Origin of the sequence: Methylobacterium sp. GC_Met_2, assembly GCF_026540795.1 — a bacterium.
GTDB lineage: Bacteria > Pseudomonadota > Alphaproteobacteria > Rhizobiales > Beijerinckiaceae > Methylobacterium.
Genome location: NZ_JALNUM010000109.1, coordinates 1 through 19,790, shown reverse-complemented (window position 1 = coordinate 19,790; position 19,790 = coordinate 1). Strand labels below are relative to the sequence as shown.

Annotated in this window: 19 protein-coding genes; 10 read left to right on the top strand and 9 right to left on the bottom strand. The window is 67.5% G+C overall.

Going from position 1 to position 19,790, the window contains the following annotated elements; genetic code table 11:
• Both OXS49_RS26530 and OXS49_RS26525 read right to left on the bottom strand, forming a co-directional pair.
• A partial coding sequence (locus OXS49_RS26530; protein WP_267427681.1) for a DUF5666 domain-containing protein occupies positions 1 to 1,240 on the bottom strand: 1,240 nt, incomplete at its 3' end.
• Positions 1,241 to 1,251: 11 nt separating this feature from the next.
• On the bottom strand, positions 1,252 to 2,097 hold the full coding sequence (locus tag OXS49_RS26525) for a DUF6502 family protein (RefSeq protein WP_267427680.1): 846 nt from the start codon (positions 2,095 to 2,097) through the stop codon (positions 1,252 to 1,254).
• Between the two features lie 151 nt (positions 2,098 to 2,248).
• Between OXS49_RS26525 and OXS49_RS26520 the strand changes: the two genes are divergently transcribed.
• The 4 genes from OXS49_RS26520 to OXS49_RS26505 all read left to right on the top strand — a co-directional run bounded on the left by OXS49_RS26520 (position 2,249) and on the right by OXS49_RS26505 (position 4,081).
• Positions 2,249 to 2,578, top strand: a complete 330-nt coding sequence (locus tag OXS49_RS26520) for a hypothetical protein (RefSeq protein WP_244007793.1) — start codon at positions 2,249 to 2,251, stop codon at positions 2,576 to 2,578.
• Positions 2,575 to 2,709, top strand: coding sequence for a hypothetical protein (locus OXS49_RS26515; protein ID WP_267427679.1), 135 nt, complete (start codon positions 2,575 to 2,577; stop codon positions 2,707 to 2,709). The genes OXS49_RS26520 and OXS49_RS26515 overlap by 4 nt, the downstream gene beginning before the upstream one ends.
• Positions 2,710 to 2,797: 88 nt before the next feature.
• Entirely contained in the window at positions 2,798 to 3,535 is a 738-nt protein-coding gene (locus tag OXS49_RS26510) for an outer membrane beta-barrel protein (protein ID WP_267427678.1), read from the top strand.
• 180 nt (positions 3,536 to 3,715) lie between these two features.
• Positions 3,716 to 4,081, top strand: coding sequence for a hypothetical protein (locus OXS49_RS26505; RefSeq protein WP_244007796.1), 366 nt, complete (start codon positions 3,716 to 3,718; stop codon positions 4,079 to 4,081).
• Between the two features lie 18 nt (positions 4,082 to 4,099).
• Here OXS49_RS26505 and grpE read toward each other — a convergent pair whose 3' ends face one another.
• The 3 genes from grpE to OXS49_RS26490 form a co-directional block, all read right to left on the bottom strand.
• Positions 4,100 to 4,711 carry a nucleotide exchange factor GrpE gene (grpE, locus tag OXS49_RS26500; protein WP_244007798.1) on the bottom strand — a complete coding sequence of 204 codons (612 nt, stop codon included), beginning with the start codon at positions 4,709 to 4,711 and terminating at the stop codon, positions 4,100 to 4,102.
• A 101-nt stretch (positions 4,712 to 4,812) separates the two neighbouring features.
• Positions 4,813 to 7,620, bottom strand: coding sequence for a [protein-PII] uridylyltransferase (locus tag OXS49_RS26495; RefSeq protein WP_267427677.1), 2,808 nt, complete (start codon positions 7,618 to 7,620; stop codon positions 4,813 to 4,815).
• Positions 7,621 to 7,701: 81 nt separating this feature from the next.
• The gene (locus OXS49_RS26490; RefSeq protein WP_267427676.1) at positions 7,702 to 9,123 is read right to left on the bottom strand and encodes a TAXI family TRAP transporter solute-binding subunit; all 1,422 of its coding nucleotides are present in this window, start codon (positions 9,121 to 9,123) and stop codon (positions 7,702 to 7,704) included.
• Between the two features lie 224 nt (positions 9,124 to 9,347).
• On the opposite strand from OXS49_RS26490, the gene OXS49_RS26485 reads away from it, so the two are divergent.
• Entirely contained in the window at positions 9,348 to 9,875 is a 528-nt protein-coding gene (locus OXS49_RS26485; RefSeq protein ID WP_267427682.1) for a RecX family transcriptional regulator, read from the top strand.
• A gap of 28 nt (positions 9,876 to 9,903) precedes the next feature.
• Here the strand turns inward: OXS49_RS26485 and OXS49_RS26480 are convergent, their stop codons facing one another.
• Positions 9,904 to 10,128: a BrnA antitoxin family protein gene (locus tag OXS49_RS26480; protein ID WP_267427675.1), complete on the bottom strand. Its 225-nt coding sequence runs from the start codon at positions 10,126 to 10,128 to the stop codon at positions 9,904 to 9,906.
• Positions 10,129 to 10,218: 90 nt separating this feature from the next.
• Entirely contained in the window at positions 10,219 to 10,506 is a 288-nt protein-coding gene (locus OXS49_RS26475) for a BrnT family toxin (protein ID WP_267427673.1), read from the bottom strand.
• Positions 10,507 to 10,696: 190 nt separating this feature from the next.
• On the opposite strand from OXS49_RS26475, the gene OXS49_RS26470 reads away from it, so the two are divergent.
• The 5 genes from OXS49_RS26470 (at position 10,697) to polA (ending at position 17,248) form a co-directional block, all read left to right on the top strand.
• Positions 10,697 to 11,908: a putative DNA modification/repair radical SAM protein gene (locus OXS49_RS26470; RefSeq protein WP_267427672.1), complete on the top strand. Its 1,212-nt coding sequence runs from the start codon at positions 10,697 to 10,699 to the stop codon at positions 11,906 to 11,908.
• Complete coding sequence (locus OXS49_RS26465; protein ID WP_267427671.1) at positions 11,908 to 13,389, top strand: UdgX family uracil-DNA binding protein; 1,482 nt, start codon at positions 11,908 to 11,910, stop codon at positions 13,387 to 13,389. The genes OXS49_RS26470 and OXS49_RS26465 overlap by 1 nt, the downstream gene beginning before the upstream one ends.
• Before the next feature lie 54 nt (positions 13,390 to 13,443).
• Complete coding sequence (locus tag OXS49_RS26460; protein WP_267427670.1) at positions 13,444 to 13,740, top strand: nucleotidyltransferase domain-containing protein; 297 nt, start codon at positions 13,444 to 13,446, stop codon at positions 13,738 to 13,740.
• 66 nt (positions 13,741 to 13,806) lie between these two features.
• Complete coding sequence (locus OXS49_RS26455) at positions 13,807 to 14,079, top strand: HepT-like ribonuclease domain-containing protein (protein WP_267427668.1); 273 nt, start codon at positions 13,807 to 13,809, stop codon at positions 14,077 to 14,079.
• Between the two features lie 22 nt (positions 14,080 to 14,101).
• Positions 14,102 to 17,248: a DNA polymerase I gene (polA, locus tag OXS49_RS26450; RefSeq protein ID WP_267427666.1), complete on the top strand. Its 3,147-nt coding sequence runs from the start codon at positions 14,102 to 14,104 to the stop codon at positions 17,246 to 17,248.
• A 139-nt stretch (positions 17,249 to 17,387) separates the two neighbouring features.
• On the opposite strand, the gene oxlT is transcribed toward polA, so the two are convergent.
• Positions 17,388 to 18,674, bottom strand: a complete 1,287-nt coding sequence (oxlT, locus tag OXS49_RS26445) for an oxalate/formate MFS antiporter (protein WP_267427665.1) — start codon at positions 18,672 to 18,674, stop codon at positions 17,388 to 17,390.
• 348 nt (positions 18,675 to 19,022) lie between these two features.
• Entirely contained in the window at positions 19,023 to 19,541 is a 519-nt protein-coding gene (locus OXS49_RS26440; protein ID WP_267427664.1) for a hypothetical protein, read from the bottom strand.
• Positions 19,542 to 19,790 lie beyond the last annotated feature (249 nt).

Genomic DNA, 19,790 nt, shown 5'->3' with positions numbered 1-19,790 from the left:
CGCCGCCCGGCCCGCCGAATCCACCGGGACCGACCGGGAAGGCGCCGGGGCCCGCCGGTGGTGGACCGCCCGGCCCACCCCGGGCCGCGCCGAAGCCGCCCGGCTGCTCACCCCCGGGGATCGGTCCGCCCCCGGGCCGGGTATCGATGCCGAACCCCCGCGGTTCGCCGGGGTTGCCGAGACCGCCCGACCGTCCACCGGGCTCCGCGCCGAAGCGGCCCGGCAGGTCCTCGGGTAGGTTGCGCAAGTCCAGGCGGTCGCGCTCGCGCTCGAAGCCGGGCGCTTCGCGTTGCGGCGTCTCGGGGGCGATGCGGTTCTCGATCCGCAACCGCTCGACGGTCAGATCACCGTCGCGGGCGATGCCGGCGGTCAGCACGGCACGGACGCTCCCCTGCCGTGGCACCTTCGCCCCCGGCCGGCCCGCAATCTGGTAGCCCGATCCGATAGCGAGGCCCGCGCCGGAGCGGCCGATATAGGCCTCGATCGAGACCTGCTTCAGCCCCGGCGGGAACGGCAGGCCGATCTGGGCGGCATTGCTCGCGCGCAGGACCCCATCGGCGGCCGAACCCGTCACCAGGGCGCGTTTGCCCGGGGGCAGGGCGTCGGCCCCCGTGAGGCGCAGGGCTCCGATCAGAAGGGCGCCGTTTTCGCCCTGCCGGACCGGGCCGGCGACCCGGTCCGGTCCGGCCTCCCGCGGCTCGACGAGGCTCGCCACGATCACCCCGTCCGGCCGCCGCAGGCCGCTCACCGCGACGCGCGCGCCGGGCTTCCAGTCGCCCGTAAGGCCTGCGGTCGAGATCCGCTGCCCCAGCACGATCATCCGCCCCGGAGCGACCGCCTCGACAGGGCCCACCACCTCACTGCCTACATCGATGCGGCGCGTGGCGAGGCCGCCGCCCTCCGGCCGCGCCACTACGTGGACGACATGCCCGATCTTCAGGTCCGCTGCCTTCGCGGCCGCGCCGTCGATGCGCACCTCCACCTCCGGCGGGTAGGCGATGCGCAGGTCGTTGACGATGATCGACCCGAAGCGTCGGATCGTGCCGATCACCCCGGTTCCACCGATGCCGCGGTCACCCTCGCCCAGCGGGGTATCGCGCGGCTCGTCGGTCCGCATCATGCCGGTGCCGCCGATGCCCTGGTCGCGCGGGGCCTCCTGCGGCCGGACCGGGGCGGGCAGCAGCGTCGCGGCACCCGCGAGGAGGCGCAAGACGAACCGGCGGTTGGGCAGGTTTCGCACCGGCCGGATCCTCAGCGCTCGCCCGTGGGACGCGCGGGCGGCACGGCCTCCGCGTAGACGTAGAGACCGAAATTCCAGCGGTGATCGCCGCCCGGGTCGGTCTGGCAGGCGGCGTGCGCCTCGCGGTTCGCTTGCTGCAACGCCTCCATGGCGATCTCGCGGGCCCGCGCCTCGAGCTTGGCCGCAAGCTCCTTCGAGAGTCCGTCATAGTGGACGGCCCGCTCCAGGAAGCGCGGCTTGTCGCCGACGATGTTGGCCACGGCCGCCGCGATATGGTCGTGCAGGTTACGGCCGAAATAGTAGAGTTGCGGCCCCTCGGCGCCGTCTCCGCGGGGCACGTAGGCGGCCTCCGCCAGCACGATCCGGTCCTGCGGATCCGTGAAGGCGATGCCGCGGTCGAGCCACTCGTCCAGGATCGCCCGCGGGCGCAGATCGCGCGTCACCCCGGCGACCAGCGTCTCGAAGGAGGGTGCACTGTCCTCGGCCGTCCGCGGCAGCGGCAAGGGGTGCCCCTGCGGATCGGTAAAGATGGGGTCGGCGATCCAGCGGGCGATGATCCGGCTGGTGCGCGAGACCACGGCCGGCACCGCGCTCACGGGGGCGCCTGCCCCGCGCAGGCGTCGCACTTCCTTGCGATGGATCCCGGTGAGCAGTGAGACGCGGCTGTCGGTCTGCTCCTTTCCCGACAGGGCGAAGTCGTACTCGGCCACGTTCACGTAGAGCTCACGCAGAAGGTCCGTAAGGGCCGGGAAGGTAATGCCACGGGCGACCAGCAGGCGTACCAGCGGCCGCAGCAATCGGGCCAGCGGCGCGTGCAGGGCCGCGCCCTCTCGCGGTGTGTCGGCGGTATCGGACATGATGGCATCGTTACCGCAGTGTGCGTGGGAGACAATCCCACAACATGCGTGGTCGCACACGGATGGACCGTTTCCTCATTGACGTGGGATTTTTGCACACGTATCTACGCGGCGTGGTCAAATTTCCCACGGACGTTGCGGAGTTCCTGTCATGACGGCTGACGCGCGCATTCTCGTCGGGGACGCGCTGCCGCCCCTCAGGATAGAGGAAATCGCCAACGGACGGACCCGGAAGGGCCATCCCATGCCGCGGCTGGGTCGCATCGTCTGCGCCCTCGCTGCCCTCGCACTGCCCGCCTTCGGTATCGCTGTTGCGGATACGGTCCACCGCATCGGCGACACGAAGGCGTCGCAGGCCGCCGCTCCCGTCAACCCCTCAGACGGGGCGGCGGCACCCCGGCGGGCCGTCACGCCCGCCCGTGCCTATAAAACCGCCAGGGCGGCCATGCGCACGACCGAGCGCCGCGAGGTTGGGACGTGATCGCCCTCACCGAGGCAGGCCGCGGCGACGCGCGGCCTGGACCTACCTGCGGTGGAGCGCCCGTCCTCGATTTCGCGCTCTACCTGATCCTATCGGTGACGGTGATCGGTCTGCTCCTTCTGGCCCTCTAACCCTGCCTCTCCGGATCCTTGCTTGCGGCCCGCACTCCGGCGCCGATCCGGCGGTGACGCCTCAGCCGCCCCACACACGAGACCCATCATGACACTATCGTTTCGCGCCGTCCTTCTCGGCGCAGCGGCAGGCTGCATCGCACTCGGCGCACAAGCCGCCGATCTGCCCCGTCGCGCCCCGCCGCCGCCGCTCCCATTGCCGCCGGCCTTCACTTGGACGGGCTTCTATGCCGGCGTGAACGCCGGCTATGCCGTCCACACGGGCAATGGCGGCTTCACCGACCCGACCTACGGCACCGTGACCGGTGGCAACCGGTCCGGCGGCTTCGCCGGCGGCGGGCAGATCGGCTACAATTATCAGTTCACCCCAGGCTCCGGCTTCGTGCTCGGCGTCGAGACCGACATCCAGGGTACGGCCTTCGCCAAGGCGGACGCGGCCTATCTCGGGACGACGCCGTATTACAGCGTCCGGCCGAACCTCGATTATGTCGGAACGATCCGCGGCCGCCTCGGCTACGCCTTCGACCGCGTTCTGATCTACGGGACCGGCGGCTTCGCGTATGGCGGGGGCTCTCGCTCGTCCTCCACGGCCTCCTATCCCTACACGCTGCCCGGGACCGACCGGACCGGCTACGCCGCGGGTGGCGGCATCGAGTACGCCTTCACCGAGAAGCTGTCGGCCAAGGTGGAGGCGCTGTACCTCCATCTCGACCGCGGCTTCACCGGAACGACATACTACAGCGCCAGCGTTCCGGCGTATTACGGTGCCGGCAAACAGGATTCAGGGTTTGCCTTGGTCAGGGCGGGGGTAAACTACCGCTTCTAATCAGTACTGGGTTAAACGGATCTTGACGGGCCGGCCGGATTGAGCCGCTATGCATGGCGTTCGGCGTCGTGACGTCATGGTTCGGTCGTGCGTAACCACGGCTGGTCCGGCAGCGCCGGTGCCGAATGCCGCACGGGTGGCGCCGCGCGGTGTCGTGGGGCCTGTTCGTCAGGAACGTCCGTGAGAACTCTGCGCCTGTGCGTCGCCGCAACGACGCTTCTCGCCCTCTCCGGCTTCGGGGCATCGGCGCAGGAGGTCATCCCGCCCGGGCCGAGCGGGCGGGGCGCCGTCCTGATCTACGGCAATTTCTGCGGGCCGGGGAACCGCGGTCCCGGCTACGCGCCGATCGACGCGCTCGACCGCGCTTGCGCGCACCATGACGTCTGCTCGGCGGACCTGCTGTCGAGCACCCTGACGGCCTGCGCCTGCAACCGCCGTCTGGAACGGGAGGCGGGCGTGGTCGCCCGCGACCCGCGCGCATCGGGCCATACCCGCGAGACCGCGCGGTTCATTGCCGACTTCGCGGCGGCGCTGCCCTGCCAGTAAGGCGCGCCGCCAGCCCGGTCAGGCGGCGTCGGCCGGGTTGGCGGCCGCCTTGGGGCCGCCCTTCGCGACGCCCACCAGGGCCGGGCGCAGCACCCGGTCGCCGATGACGTAGCCCGATTGGACCACCTGCACGACCGTGCCGGCGGGCACCTCCGGGTTCGGCACCTCGAACATCGCCTGATGGCGGTTCGGATCGAATTTCTGGCCCTGCGGCTCGACGACCTTCACGCCGTGGCGCTCCAGGGTCTTCGCGAGGTCACGCTCGGTCAGTTCAATCCCGTCGATCAGGCCCTTCAGGGCGCCGTCGGCGCTGGCCTTTGCGTCGGCCGGCACGCTCTCGAGCGCCCGGCGGATGTTGTCGGCGACGTTGAGCACGTCGCGGGCGAAGTTCGTGACCGCGTAGGCGCGGGCGTCGGCGACCTCGCGCTCGGTGCGGCGACGCAAGTTCTCCATCTCGGCGAGCGTGCGCAGCGTCCGGTCCTTCAACTCGTCGCGCTCGGCGGTGAGCAGGGCCAGGGTCTCCGCAATGGGATCGACGGACGCTTCGGCGCCCACACCCGCGGAGCCGGGATTCTGGGCCGCACCGGCACCGGCCTCGACCGTGGTCTGGCGCTGGTCATCCTGGGGCATGTCGTTGCTCGTCATCGTGTTTCAGTCGTCCGGGAAGTGGGTTCGGGCACGCGGAACCGGCGCTGATATCTGGGCCGGAGCCGACGAAATCAACCCATCGCTCAGGCTTCGCGCGGCGGCGGCGCGGCCACCAACGCCTCCAGGCCCTCGGCCTTGAGGGCGGCGACGTCACCCGCGAACACATCCATCACGGCCCCGCGAATCGCGGCCTGTCGGTCGGGCTGCGTCACCCGCGTGCCGGTGAGGTCTGTGACGTAGAAGACGTCGACCGCCCGCTCGCCGAAGGTCGCCACGTGCGCCGATGTGATGTTGAGCGACAGCCGGCCCAAAGCGGTGGTCAATTCATAGAGGAGGCCCGGGCGGTCGAGGCCGGTGACCTCCACGACGGTCTCCCGGCTCGACAGGGCGTTGTCGATGATCACGTCCGGCGGCACCGGGAAGGTCTTGGCGCGCGTCGTCGTCGGCGGGTGCTTGTCGGCCACGAGGTCGGCGATGCGGATCTCGCCCTTGAGCGCCCGCTCGATCGCCGCCGTGATGCGCTTCGTCCGGCGCGTCTCGTCCTCGTCCCGCTCGAAGGCGCGCGAGATCACGATCGTGTCGAGGGCGAACCCGTCCGTCGTGGTGAAGATCTGGGCGTCGACGATGTTGCTGCCGGCCGCCGCGCAGGCGCCGGTGATAATCGCGAGCAGGCGCGGGTGGTCGGGCGAGTAGATCGTGATCTCGGTAACCCCCCGCACGGGGTCGAGGGCAACGTCGGTGGCGCTGGTGCGGCTGTCACCCAGCGCCTCGCGCAGGAACAGCGCGTTCTTGAGCTGGCGCGTGCCGTCGACCTTCAGCCAGTAGGCCTGACCGTGCCGGGCCGCGTAGGCATCGAATTCCTCCGAGGCCCAGCCCTGCAGCCGCTCGCGCAGCCCCATCTGGACGAGGCGCACCCGATCGGTGCGGGCGATCTCGGAATGCCCGCCCGAGAGGTAGACCTCGGTCTCGTCGTAGAGCGTGCGGATCAGGGTGCCCTTCCAGGCGGTCCAGACGCCGGGGCCCACCGCGGTGATGTCGGCCACCGTCAGGATGGTCAGGAGCTTCAGCCGCTCCAAGGTCTGCACGTTGGCGGCGAAGCGCTCGATCGTCTTGGGATCCGAGAGGTCGCGGCTCTGCGCGGTCATCGACATCAGCAGGTGCTGCTCGACGAGCCAGCAGACGGTCTCGGTCTCGGCCTGATTCAGGCCGAAGCGCGGGCAGAGTTTTTCCGCGATGGCGGCGCCCGCGATCGAGTGATCCTCCGGCCGGCCCTTGGCGATGTCGTGCAGCAGGATCGCCACGTAGAGCGCCGTGCGGTTGTGGATCGTGTGAACGAGGCGCGAGACCAGCGGGTAGGTCTCCTGCGAGCGGCCCGATTCGACGTCCGCCAGCACGCCGACCGTGCGCAGCAGATGCTCGTCCACCGTGAAGTGGTGGTACATGTTGAACTGCATCATCGCGACGATGCGGCCGAAATCCGGGATGAACCGGCCGAGCACCCCCGCCTCGTTCATCTCGCGCAGGGCCTCCTCGGGGGCGTTGTGCGAGGTGAGGATCTCGAGGAACAGGCGGTTGGCCTCGGTGTCGCTGCGCAGCGACGGGTTGATCAGGCGCAGCGAGCGGCTGGCCAGCCGCTTGGCGTCCGGATGGATCGCGAGGTTGTGCCGGTCCGCCAGCCAGAACAGGCGGATCAGGTTGACGGGGTCGCGCTCGAAGGCGTCCTCGGCGCGCAGGTTGACCCGGCCGTGGTCGATCCAGAAATCCTCCGCCTCCATGGCGGTGGCGCGGAACCGGTCGCGGAACCGGCCGATCCAGCGGTCGAGCACCGGTGTCCGCTTGGCGTGACGCGCCTCCAATTCCGCGCACACGATGGCGGTGAGGTCGCCGACATCCTTGGCGAAGCGGAAATACGCCTTCATGAACCGCTCGACGCCCGAGAGGCCGCCCCGGGCCTCGTAGCCGAAGCGCTCGGCGATCCGCGGCTGCAGGCCGAAGGACAGGCGCTCCTCCGCCCGCTTCGTCACGAAGTGCATGTGGCAGCGCACCCGCCACAGGAACTCCTCGCAGCGCTCGAACAGCGCGTATTCCTCCGGGGTGAACAGGCCGGCGCTGACGAGTTCGGCCTGATCGCGCACCCGGTAGGTGTATTTGGCGATCCAGAACAGCGTGTTGAGGTCGCGCAGGCCCCCCTTGCCGTCCTTGACGTTGGGCTCGACGAGGTAGCGCGACGAGCCGGCCTTCGAGACGCGCAGATCGCGCTCGCGCAGCTTCGCGTCCACGAACTCGGCGGCCGAGCCGACCACGAGTTCCATGTCGAAGCGCGTCACCAGCTCCTCGAACAGGGTCCGCGAGCCGAACAGGTAGCGGGCCTCCAGCAGCGAGGTGCGGATCGTCATGTCGGCCCGCGCCTCGCGCAGGCATTCCTCCACCGACCGGGTGGCGTGGCCGACCTTCAGCTTCAGGTCCCACAGGACGTAGAGCATCGCCTCGACGACGCTCTCGGACCACGCGGTCTGCTTGTAGGGCAGCAGGAACAGCAGATCGATGTCCGAGCCCGGCGCCATCGTGCCCCGGCCGTAGCCGCCGGTGGCGACCACCGCCAGTTGCTCGCCGGTCGAGGGGTTGTCGTTGGGGTAGAGCCGCCAGACCACGGCGTCGTGGATCGCCCGGACCACCGCGTCGGTGAGCTTGGACAGCGTTTGCGCGCAGCGCAGGCCGTTGCGGTCCTTGAGAAGCTGAACTTCGGCGGCGCGGTGGCCTTCCTCGATCACCCGCCGCAGATGCGGGACGAGCGCGGCCCGGAGCTTGGTGGGCTCGCGAGCCTCGCGGTCGAGATTCTCCAGGACCGTGGCGAGGGCGGCGACGGGATCGAACATGGCTCCCGTTAGCATGATATGCCTACGCCGCCAGCCAGGCGGCGACGCGTGTCCGATCCCGAATTGTCACGGTTCATCACGCCACGCCACGGTCCCCTATTCCGCCGCTGGCAAGTCGAGGGCCAACAGCCGCGCCGTCCGATTGCGGGTCGAGGGCCGGGCCTCGGTGGCGGCGGTCTGCCGCCGCGCATCGGCGATGGCCGCGTGGACCCCGTCAACCGCCAGAATAAGGGCGCTCACCGTGCGGGCGTCGATGCTGCGCTCTCGGGCGTAGCAAACCACGTCAGAGACGAGCCCGTCGGTCTCGATCGCCAGAGCGTCCAGCGCAGCGCTGTTCGTCGCGACCCGGACCTCGCGCATGATGGCGAGCAGGCGGTCGAGGACGAAGTCGACCCGCTCCCGGCGCTTGCGGGCCAACCGCTGCCCGATCCACGCGAAGCCGGAGCCGATCGTGCCGCCGAAGAAGGCGAACAGGTAGATGTAATCCTCGTAGCGATCGAGGAAGGTCTGCTGCTCGCGTTCGAAATAATCGACCGCACCCGGGTGGTTCGGCAGCCGTGCCGACGTCGCCGCGACCGTGGTATCGAAGTCGGGCGCCTTCATCAGCTTGGCGGCTGGGGCCGCGGAGGCGAGGCGCGAGCGCCACTCGAACAGGTGTTGTGTGGCCGAGGCCACCGCGACGCGGCTCACCGTGCCCCGCGCCATCAAGCGGTAGGAGGCGCCGACGGTCTTGATTTCCTCGTCGGGACGCTTCGGACGGCCGCCGAAGGTCCCGGCCGGGATGCTCACCGCTTGCAATTCGGGGAAGCGCTGCAGGATCGCGTCGCCATCGGGAATCGAGACGAAGCCGATCTTGCGCTCCGGCGAGCCCAGTTCGACGGCGCGCACCACGGCTCCTGCGGTCTTGGAGGCCGGGCTGGCGATCACCGCCACGGCATCGACCCGCTTGTCGGCGAGCGCGGCCGTGACCTCGCCGATCTTCAGGGGCACGACCACGACATGGCCTACTTCGGCCTCGTCGGCCGGATGGGCACTCTCGGATGTCTCCTCGGCCCGGTTCTCCGGCAGGAGGTCGTAGAAGGACAGCAGGTTCGTGAGGAACGGCAGGTCGGCACTGTGACGCACAACGATGCCGAGGCGCTTGCGCGCCAGCGCCGGGATGTCGTCCAGATCGGCCGCCTCGGGAGCCGCGATGACCAGGGCCTCGTCATGCAGGATCGCCAGCGTCAGGCCGTTCTCGGGCAGCAACACGTCTGGCCGGACCACGGCGAGATCGGCCTTGTTGCGCTGGAGAGCCAGCGCGCTGTCGCGGACGTCGGCGTAGCGGACGACCTTGAGGCGCACATCCTCGCGGCCCCGGTCGAGGGCGCTGGCATAGGCTTCGATCAGGGCGGCCTCGGGCCCGTCCTGGGGGCCGACCGCTACCGTGAGGGTGTTCGGGCGCGATAGATAGACGATCGCGGCGGCGACCGCGGCCAAGCCCAGGGCCACCAGGACCAAGAGCCATTCGCGGCGCATCAAAGACATCGCCGCAGCACGGAGCCGGCTCCGCCACGGTTTGCGGATGCGGTCGGGCGAAGGACGGTGGTTCGGTCCATGTCCGAGCCTGTCGCGTTGCGCGCGTTCCATACCCGAGTCATGGAACGCAAACCTGTCAAGAACGTGAAGAACCGGTGAAACCCCCATTCGTTGCAGGATCTGCGCCGGGACACCGCAAGGCCGACGCGGCCCCGCCGAAACCGATCAGCGCGCCGTGGCTCGAACGGGCGGCGCTCCACTATTTGGAACGCTACAGCGCCTCGACCGAGATGCTGCGCCGGACCTTGGCGCGGCGGGTGGAGAAGCGGGCGCGGCTGCGGGGCGAGGACCCCGCCGGCTTCGCCGAGATGATCGCCGCCACGGTGGCGCGGGCGGTCTCGGCCGGCCTCGTGGACGACGCGCGCTTCGCCGACATGCGCCTTGCCACGCTACGCCGCCGGGGTACGTCGAGCCGCGGCGTCTCGGCGAAGCTCGCCGCCAAGGGCGTGCCTCGCGATGTGGTCGAGGCCGCCATGCAGGCCGAGCGCGAGGCGGTGCCGGAGGAGGACGCGGCCGCGATCGAGGATCAGGCCGCTCAGGCCTACGCCAAGCGGCGGCGCCTCGGGCCGTATCGCCGGCCGGACCAGCGGGCCGCCTATCGCGACCGCGATCTCGCCGCGCTGGCGCGAGCCGGATTTTCGTACGGCCTCGCCCGCCGGGTGGTCGATGCGGATTTGGACGAGCCGGCGTGATGGATCGAGGCCCGGTTCGCGAAAGCGATCAGGCCCGTCGCTTGTCTCCGGCCGCTGGCGCGGGTTTGGATTGCCCGATCCCTTCGGCTAACGCCTCGTGCATCCGCACCTGCCAGCCATCGCCGGTCGCGCGATAGGCGTCGAGCAGGGCCGGGTCGATCCGTAGGGTGAGGTTGACCTTCGCGTCGACGCGCCTTGGCCGCCCGCGCTGCCGCTTCGGCAGAAGCCGCGATACCTCCGGTACGGTGCTCACCGGTTGAATGTTGCCAGCTCGGCATCGCTCAGTTCGGGGTTGTTGGAAACGGTGTCCCAATCGGCCTGCGTATAACCGGGGTCGGGAGGCTCAGGTTTCTGCGATGTGTCGGGCATCGGCGGCTGCCTCCTTCGGGCTGGCTGCGCCCAAGCTGACCAGTGACAAAGCCTCGCTGCCGAGCGGTGAAACGACCTCGGCGCCGACGCGGGTTCCGTTCCAGTCTCCGATCAGCAGATAGCGGGCTCTGTCGGTTCGGCCCACATAGGCCGGGCGAATCAATGCCGTCTCGCAATCGAAGCGGGTTTCGAAATCGGCGAAATCGAACCCGTGCTTGGCCAAGTTAGCCAAGCGTTTCGGTTCGACCCACGTCGTCGGCATCGAATTATCGGAGGGGCGGAAATTCGGCAGCGCAGGACGCTTGTGCCGGCAGCCGACCTCGAATTTTTGTCCTCTCGGACGGCCTCGTCACAGGCGGGTGAGACCGGTCCCGGCCGGGTGCGGCAATGCGGCCCGGGGAAGGCCGCCGCCCGGCCTTGCACCTTCGGGCGCCTCGTTCATTGTCTGTTCGATGGACGAAACCCTCGCTAAGAAATTGCGCATCCTGGCCGATGCCGCGAAGTACGATGCGTCCTGCGCGTCCTCGGCGGCGCCCAAGCGCGCGGCCGGCAAGGATGGGCTCGGCTCCACCACCGGGGCCGGCATCTGCCACGCCTATACGCCGGATGGACGCTGCGTTTCGCTGCTTAAGATCCTATTGACCAACTGGTGCTTGTTCGATTGCGCCTATTGCATCAACCGGCGCTCCTCGAACGTGCGGCGGGCGAAGTTCACCGTCGAAGAGGTCGTGAACCTCACCCTGAACTTCTACCGGCGCAACTACATCGAGGGCTTGTTCTTGTCTTCGGGCATCATCAAGTCGCCCGACCACACGATGGAATTGCTGACCCGGGTGGCGAAATCGCTCCGGCGCGACCACGGTTTTGCTGGCTACATCCATCTCAAGTCGATCCCCGAGGCGAGCCCCTGGCTGATCGAGGAGGCCGGCCTCTATGCCGACCGGCTGTCGATCAACGTCGAATTGCCCACCGAGGCGAGTCTGGAGCGACTGGCGCCCGAGAAAGACGGCGCCACCATCCAGAAGGCGATGACGCAGATCGGCGAGCGAATCGTCGAGGCCAAGGCCGAAAAACGACGGTTCTCGCCGGCCGGCCATTCGACTCAGGTGATCGTCGGGGCGGACGCCACCACCGACGAGGCGCTGATCCGCAAGAGCGCGCTGCTCTACGGCAGCGTTGGCTTGAAGCGCGTCTATTACTCGGCTTTCAGCCCGATTCCGGATGGGTCAGCGATCCTCCCGCCGAAGCCGCCGCCGTTGCAGCGGGAGCACCGGCTATATCAGGCCGATTGGCTGCTCCGCTATTATCACTTCACCCCCGACGAGGTCGCTGATGCCTCGGAGGGTGGCATGCTCGCACTCGATATCGATCCGAAACTCGCCTGGGCGCTTAAGCACCGCGAGAAATTCCCGGTGGACGTGAACAAAGCGGACCGGGAATGGCTCCTGCGGGTGCCGGGGCTCGGCGCGCGTGCGGTCGACAAGATCATCACGGCCCGCCGCCACGCGACCCTGCGGCTGGATGACGTTGCGCGGCTGACCTCGGGACTGAAGCGGGCGCGGCCGTTCCTCATCGCCGCCGATCATCGGCCGGTGGGACTGACCGACCGGCTTGACCTGCGCAAGCGGCTGGTGGAGCCGGCGACGCAGTTGAGTTTGTTTTGATGGGGGCGGGAAACGCGACTCTCCCTCGCCCCGCAGAGGGGGGAGGGGATCCACGTCAGCCGCGTGCCGTCTCCTTGCGCCCCGGCGCCGACCTCGACGGTTTTCGCATCGCCGTCCGCAGCCTCGTCGCACAGGTCGTCCCGCCCGAGGCGGTGTCGTGGTCGGTGATGGATTCGCCTGGTCTCTTCGGCGCGGATACGGAACAGGGCTCCACCGCACCCCTGGCTCTACCCAAACCCGTTGCCGGCCTGATCCCGCAGGTGATCCCCCACCGCGATCCCGAGCGCTACGGCCTGCTCTACGCGCTGATCTGGCGGGTCTGCCACGGCGAGCGGCATCTGATGGAGGTCGGCAGCGATCCGCTGGTCTATCGCCTGCACCGGATGGCGAAGGCGATCGGGCGTGACCTGCACAAGATGCACGCCTTTCTGCGCTTCCGCCGCACCGAGGACGCGGCGGGTGAGCGTTTCGTGGCGTGGTTCGAGCCCGATCACCACATCTTGGAAGCGGCCGCGCCGTTTTTCGTGGCGCGGTTCCACGGCATGCGCTGGTCGATCCTGACGCCCGAAGGGTCGGCGCATTGGGACACCGACACGCTGACCTACGGCCCGCCCGGCGACCGAGCCACGCTCCCCGAGGGCGACGGGTTCGAGGCCGGCTGGCAAACCTATTACGAGAGCACCTTCAACCCGGCCCGGACCAACCTGAAGGCGATGCGGGCCGAGATGCCAAAGAAGTACTGGCACAACATGCCGGAGACCGCCGCGATCCCCGCCCTGGTCCGGGCGGCGGCCGGGCGCACCGAGGCCATGATCGAGAGGGAGCCGACCTTGCCCACCCGCCGCGAACCCGCCCGCGCCGTCGCCGCCATGGCCGATCAGGATCCCAAGACCCTGGACGAGCTCAACGCCATCATCCGGCGGACCGAGCCCCTGGTGCCCGGCGCCACCCAGGCCGTGCTCGGCGAGGGCGCGGTCGGCGCGACGATCGCCTTCGTGGGCGAGCAGCCCGGCGACCAGGAGGATCGGCAGGGCCGGCCCTTCGTCGGGCCGGCGGGGCAGTTGCTGTCCCGCGCCATGGCGGAGGCCGGGATCGACCGCGGGGCGAGCTATCTCACCAATGCGGTCAAGCACTTCAAGTTCGAGGAACGCGGCAAGCGCCGCATCCACCAGAAGCCGACGGCCGGCGAGGTCAGTCACTATCGCTGGTGGCTCGACCGGGAACTGGATTTCGTCGGCCCGAAGCTTGTCGTGGCGCTCGGCGCCACGGCGGTGCTGGCACTGACCGGCAAGGCCGTGCCGATCACCCGGGCGCGCGGTCCGTTCCGGTTCGAGCGGTTCGACAACCGCTTCCAGGGCTTCATCACGGTCCATCCGTCCTATCTGCTGCGCCTGCCCGACGAGGCGAAGGAGGAGGCCTACGCGGCCTTCGTGGACGACCTGCGCCGGGTCGAGGCGCTGGGGCGCGAACTGGCCGCCTGATCGCCCGCGCTTCTGGTATGCTGGCCGATACCGATTCCCGCCGGTCCCGCCGCCATGGACAAGCACGCCGCCCTCGACATCCTGCGCACCAACGAGGCGGAGCTGCGCCGCCGCGGCGTGCTGCATGCGGCGCTGTTTGGTTCTGTCGCCCGGGGCGAGGCGCGGGCCGATAGCGATCTCGACGTGATGATCGAGATCGACCGGGAACGCGTGCGCGACCTCTTCACCTATGCCGGCCTGTGCCGCTTCATCGACGATCTGTTCCCGGTGCCGGTCGACGTGGCTGATCGGGAAGGCCTGAAGCCGCGCGTCCGTCAGAGGGCCGAGCACGATGCCGTTTCCGCCTTCTAACGGGCGCTGGCCGCCTGCGAAGACATCATCGACAACGCCGATGCTGCGCAACGCTTCGTCGCCGGTATGACGTTCGAGGCCTTCGTGGCGGACCTACGGACCAACTATGCGGTGGTCCGCTGTCTGGAGATCGTCTCGGAGGCGAGCCGGCGCTTGACCGACGCGATGCGCGACCGCCATCCGGACGTGCCCTGGCGCGACATCGCCGCCATCGGGAATGTCTTTCGTCACGGCTATCATGGGGTCAAGCTGGACATCGTCTGGCGGACCGTCCACGAGCGTTTGCCCGTCCTCGTCGCGGCCTGCCGCGCCGAGCTGGACCGCGCGTCCGACCCCTGATTGCCCCGAGCCGCCCGAGCCCATGACCGACGCGAAGCCCGACGCGAGCCCCGAGACCAAACCCGTCGGACCCGGCGATCAGGTGATCCTGGTCGATGGCTCGTCGTTCATTTTCCGTGCCTATTTCCAGTCGATCAATCAGGATCAGAAGTACAATTCCCGCCCCTCAGACGGGATGCCCACCGGTGCCGTGCGGCTGTTCTGCACCAAGATCGCGCAGTTCCTCCAAGAAGGCGCGGCCGGCACGATGCCGACCCATCTGGGTATAGTGTTCGACAAATCCGAGGGGTCGTTCCGCAAGGAGATGTTCCCGGACTACAAGGGCCATCGTCCCGATGCGCCGGACGACCTCAAGCGCCAGATGCCGCTGATGCGCGATGCCGTGCGCGCCTTCGGCCTGCACGCGGTGGAGCTGGAGCGCTACGAGGCCGACGATCTCATCGCCACCTACACCCGGCAGGCCGAGGCGCGGGGGGCGGGCGTCATCATCGTCTCCTCCGACAAGGACCTGATGCAGCTCGTCGGGCCGCAGGTGCGGTTCTACGATTTCGAATCGGGTGCCAAGGGCAAGGCCGGCTACCGGCCCGAGCGCAACCTCGATGTCGAGGCGATCATCGCCAAGTGGGAGGGCCTGCAGCCGAGCCAGATCGGCGACGCCCTGGCGCTGATCGGCGACACCTCCGACAACGTGCCGGGCGTCCCCGGCATCGGCCTGAAGACCGCCGCGGCGCTGATTAAGGAATTCGGCAGCCTCGACGCGCTGCTGGAGCGGGCCGGCGAGATCAAGCAGCCCAAGCGCCGCGAGACCCTGCTGGCCAGCATCGATCAGGCGCGGCTGTCGCGAAAACTCGTGGCGCTGATGGAGGATGTGCCGGTCCCGGTCGCGCTGGACGAGCTCGGCGTGCCCAAGCCCGATCCCGAAAAGCTCGTCGGTTTCCTCAAGGCGATGGAGTTCAACACGCTGACCCGGCGCATCGCCCAGATGCTGCATGTCGACCCGGAAGCCGTGAAGCCCGATCCGCGGCTCCTGCCCGGCGCCCGGCAGAACGGCGGGGCGGGCGGCGACGCGGTGCCGTTCTTCGGCGATTCCGTGCCGCCGGATCCCGAGACCGCGGCGGCCGGGGCCGAGCGCGCGCCGGGCGCCGCGCCACCCGAGCGCGCCGAGATCGATCCGTTCGCTGATCTCGACTTACCTGACGCACCCGCCAAGCCCCGGGCCCCCGTCGAGGCGACGCCCGGCAACGTGGTGGCGGCCCGCGCCGCGGAAGCCGTGGCGCCGTTCGACACCGCCGCCTACGAGACAATCGCCTCCCTGGAGCAGCTCGACGCCTGGATCGCGGAGGCCCGGGAGGCCGGGGTGATCGCGGTCGACACCGAGACCGATGCGCTCGATGCCCACAAAGCTGGGCTGGTCGGCGTGTCGCTGGCGGTGGCCAACGGCCGGGCCTGCTACATCCCCCTGGCCCACATCCAGGCCGCCAAGGTCCAGGCCGACGCCACCGACCTGTTCGGCGAGGGCGCCGCGGCCTCCGACGTGGCCGAGCCGGTGCCCGGCCAGATCCCCCTGAAGGAGGCGCTCGGTCGGCTGAAGCCGCTCCTGGAGGATCCGGGCGTCCTGAAGGTCGGCCAGAACCTCAAATACGATTGGGTCGTGCTCGCCCGCTACGGCATCGAGATCGCGCCCTTCGACGACACGATGCTGATCTCCTACGTGCTCGATGCCGGCAAGGGCGGGCACGGCATGGACGAACTGGCCCGCCGCCACCTCGGCCACCAGCCGATCACGTTCTCCGATGTCGCCGGCACCGGTCGCAACAAGGTGAGTTTCGACCGGGTCGCGATCGACAAGGCCACCGCCTACGCGGCCGAGGACGCGGACGTGACCCTGCGCCTGTGGCGGATGATGAAGCCGCGCCTCGTGGCCGAGCATCGGGTGACGGTCTACGAGACCCTGGAGCGGCCGCTGCTGCCGGTGATCGCCCGGATGGAGCAGCGCGGCATCCGGGTCGACCGCGAGATGCTGAGCCGGCTCTCGGGCGATTTCTCGCAGATCCTCGTGCGGCTGGAGGAGGAGATTCAGGAGGATGCCGGCGAAAAGTTCTCGGTCGGCTCCCCGAAGCAGATCGGCGACATTCTGTTCGGCAAGATGGGCCTGCCGGGGGCGAAGAAGACACCCTCCGGACAGTGGGCGACGCCGGCCACGCTGCTGGAGGAGCTGGCCCAGGCGGGCCATGACCTCCCGAAGAAAATCCTGGAGTGGCGTCAGCTCGCGAAGCTGAAATCCACCTACACGGATTCGCTCCAGACGCATGCCGACCGTGAGACCGCGCGGGTCCACACCTCGTTCTCGCTGGCCGCCACCACGACCGGGCGGCTGTCCTCCTCCGAGCCGAACCTCCAAAACATCCCGATCCGCACCGAGGAGGGCCGGCGCATCCGCCGGGCCTTCGTGGCGGCGCCGGGCAACAAGCTGATCTCAGCGGATTACTCGCAGATCGAGTTGCGGCTGCTCGCCCATATGGCCGACATCCCAGAGTTGCGAAAAGCGTTCGAAGACGGGATCGACATCCACGCGGCCACGGCCTCGGCGATGTTCGGCGTTCCGCTCACGGAGATGACGCCGGATCTCCGGCGCCGGGCCAAGACGATCAATTTCGGCATCATCTACGGCATCTCGGCCTTCGGGCTGGCCGACCGGCTCGGGATCGGGCGCGAGGAGGCTTCGGCCTTCATCAAGCAGTATTTCGAGCAGTTCCCGGGGATCCGCGACTACATCGACACCACCAAGCGGAGCTGCCGGGACAAGGGCTACGTCACCACCCTGTTCGGCCGGGTCTGCCACTATCCGCAGATCCGCTCCAACAACCCGTCCGAGCGCGCCAGCGTCGAGCGGCAGGCGATCAACGCGCCGATCCAGGGCTCGGCCGCCGACATCATCCGCCGGGCCATGACCCGGATGGAGGGGGCGCTGGCGGCCAAGCGGCTCAAGGCGCAGATGCTGCTGCAGGTGCACGACGAACTGGTGTTCGAGGTGTCCGAGGATGAGGTGGAGGCGGCGATCCCGGTGATCGCCTCGGTGATGGAGGAGGCGCCGGCGCCGGCGCTGACGCTACGGGTGCCGCTGGTGGTGGAGGCCAAGGCGGCGGGGAACTGGCAGGAGGCGCATTAGGGCGGGAGCTTCATCGGCTTGGAAAATGTAATGTCTGATAAGGGTGGATTCCCGCCGGTCGGCTTTCGGGTGGCCATGCGATGAAGCAGACGTCGTCTCGGCTCGGCTTTATAGAAGGCAACCACGCCACTCAACGCACTCAGGCCGTTACACTTGTCCGATTATTTACCAGAGAACGTGCCTCTCCTCCGGATGATCCATTCAACCAATTCCGTCGCAAAGGCTTAAGGACGAAATAGGCAAGTATAGCTGTGAACAGATCGAGGCAAACCGCAATCGAGAAGACCGGTACCCAGCTTCCTGCAGCGTCATGGATCAGTGCAGCAACGGGTCCACCCAGAAGTGAGCCCACACCCTGTGCCATATATAGAAATCCATAGTTGGTTGTGGCGTGTTTGGTCCCAAAAGTATCGGTGAGGATCGAAGGAAACAGCGAGAAAATCTCGCCCCAGGCGAAGAATACAACCCCTGACAGCAGCGCGAATGCATAAGGGCTCTGCCGATTATAGAGCAGAAGGCAGATCGCAGCCGCTTCGCCTGCGAACGCGATCGACATGGTGTTCTCGCGCCCGATACGATCAGAAATCCACCCAAAGAACGGCCGGGTCAAACCGTTGGTAATGCGGTCGAAGGTCAACGCGAAGGGCAGCGCCGCCAAGCCAAAAACGAGAGCGTCGGCGACACCGAACGCGCGGGCGAAATTCGCGAAATTGGCCACGACCATGAGGCCGCCGGTTGCCATCATCGTCATCATGGCAAACATCAGCCAGAACAACGGCGTGCGCAGCATCTCCTTCGGGCCTGTGTCCGAGGCAGCGCTCGCGGTTGCAATCAGATCGACGGCAGGCACGTCGCCGGGCTCCGGTGCCCGCAGACCGAGGGAAGCCAGAACACCGAGGCCGCCCAAGATGCAGCCGAAAACGAGGAGCGTATGACGGAAATCGGTCGCCGCGATCATATCTGTAATGGGGAACGCCGTAATCATCGCTCCCATGCCATAGCCGGCCGCAACAACGCCCGCCGCGAAGCCGCGGCGATCCGGGAACCAGCGCACCATCAGGCCGATGATACCGACATACACGATGCCGGTCCCGAGCCCGCACAACAGGCCGTAGGTCGCATAGAGTCCAATATGGCCGTCAGCATAGGATGCCGCGACCCAGCCGATCCCGCTTAGACCGGTACCGATCGCAATCATTAACTTGGCGCTGAAGCGGTCAATCAACCAACCCTGCACAGGCGAAAAGAATGTTTGCAGGACGATGATGAGTGTAAAAGTGACTTGGATCGCGGCGAGCGAGGCACCTGTGCTCGCCTGGAAAGGTTTCACGAAGAGTGTCCAGACGTACTGTGGGCTTGAAATCGTCATCATGACGATCAGCCCGAGCGCAAGTTGCAACCAGCGGCGCCGATCAAGCTTGTCCATTACACACTCCGTCGAGTGGAACGGGCCTGCGATTATCGTGCCAAGCGCATGAACTTCTATTTATGCGGCTTTCCGTACCCGGTTTTCGCTCAGCTGGAGGACGAGGGGGCGTTACCGGCACGGAGGTGCCCTGGCGAGAAACGTGACGTTTCCGCAAATAGGCAGAAGGCCGAGACCATATTGCTACCCTCATTCGACCTTGCTGGGCGGCCCACGAATGGCGGCTTTCGGGAAATATCGATGACGGTCTGCGCGACTGATCTGGTTCGCAAGCCGAATGGCGGCTAAGGGTGAATTTCGGAATGGCAGCAAACGGGAATGAATCTAAAACGACTGCCTGACCAATCTCTATTCGAGCACTTCAAGTAGTTCCGTTCGCCCTAGTTCTGTCAGGCGATAGCATACTAATCCCCGTGGGAGCATCAGCGGGATAGTTCCGTCCGTCAACCATCCCACTTTCGTCAATTCACCCCAAAGAAGATCGTTTGCAGAGCCCCGGCTAGTCATCAGGTTTGCGTCGGCAGTACGACATCCATGATATAGCACAGACAGATCACCGGCGGTTAATCCATACCGCGATTGATCTCCAGGCTTCGTTCGCTCTTGAATTTGATAGCGCGCCACTGACCATGCAGCTTGCATGAATGCTCTTGCCAAGTCGGCCGCCCGTTCAAGCTCAGCGTTGATGTAGTCCGTTCGATCAAGCGGAAGAATTCGTGGTGGGCTTAAAAATTTGTGGCGAGTGCGATCTTGCACAATTGAAATTTTTGCCGGACCGGAATGCAGAATTGCGACACATTGATTACTAGCTAAAATGATTGCAGATTTAGAACTATATCCATCAATCGAGAACCGCACCTCACGCATGCCCTCTGCGATCCTGACATGGATCGTTCTGCCAGCGCGGATATACGCTACTGAGGACCCGTCAACCTCGACAGCGTACCGTCGAAGAAGGTCGCGCCGAGCTACCGCACGTTTCACAATCAGGTCTGCCATTGAGCGTGTGTAGCCAAGCAGATGCTGATGTATCCTTAGCGTAAGCAACAAAGCGCCTCAGCCGATTTCCCATGCGTCCGCTTTCGGGTTCTGTGTGAACCAACTGCCATGGCGAGG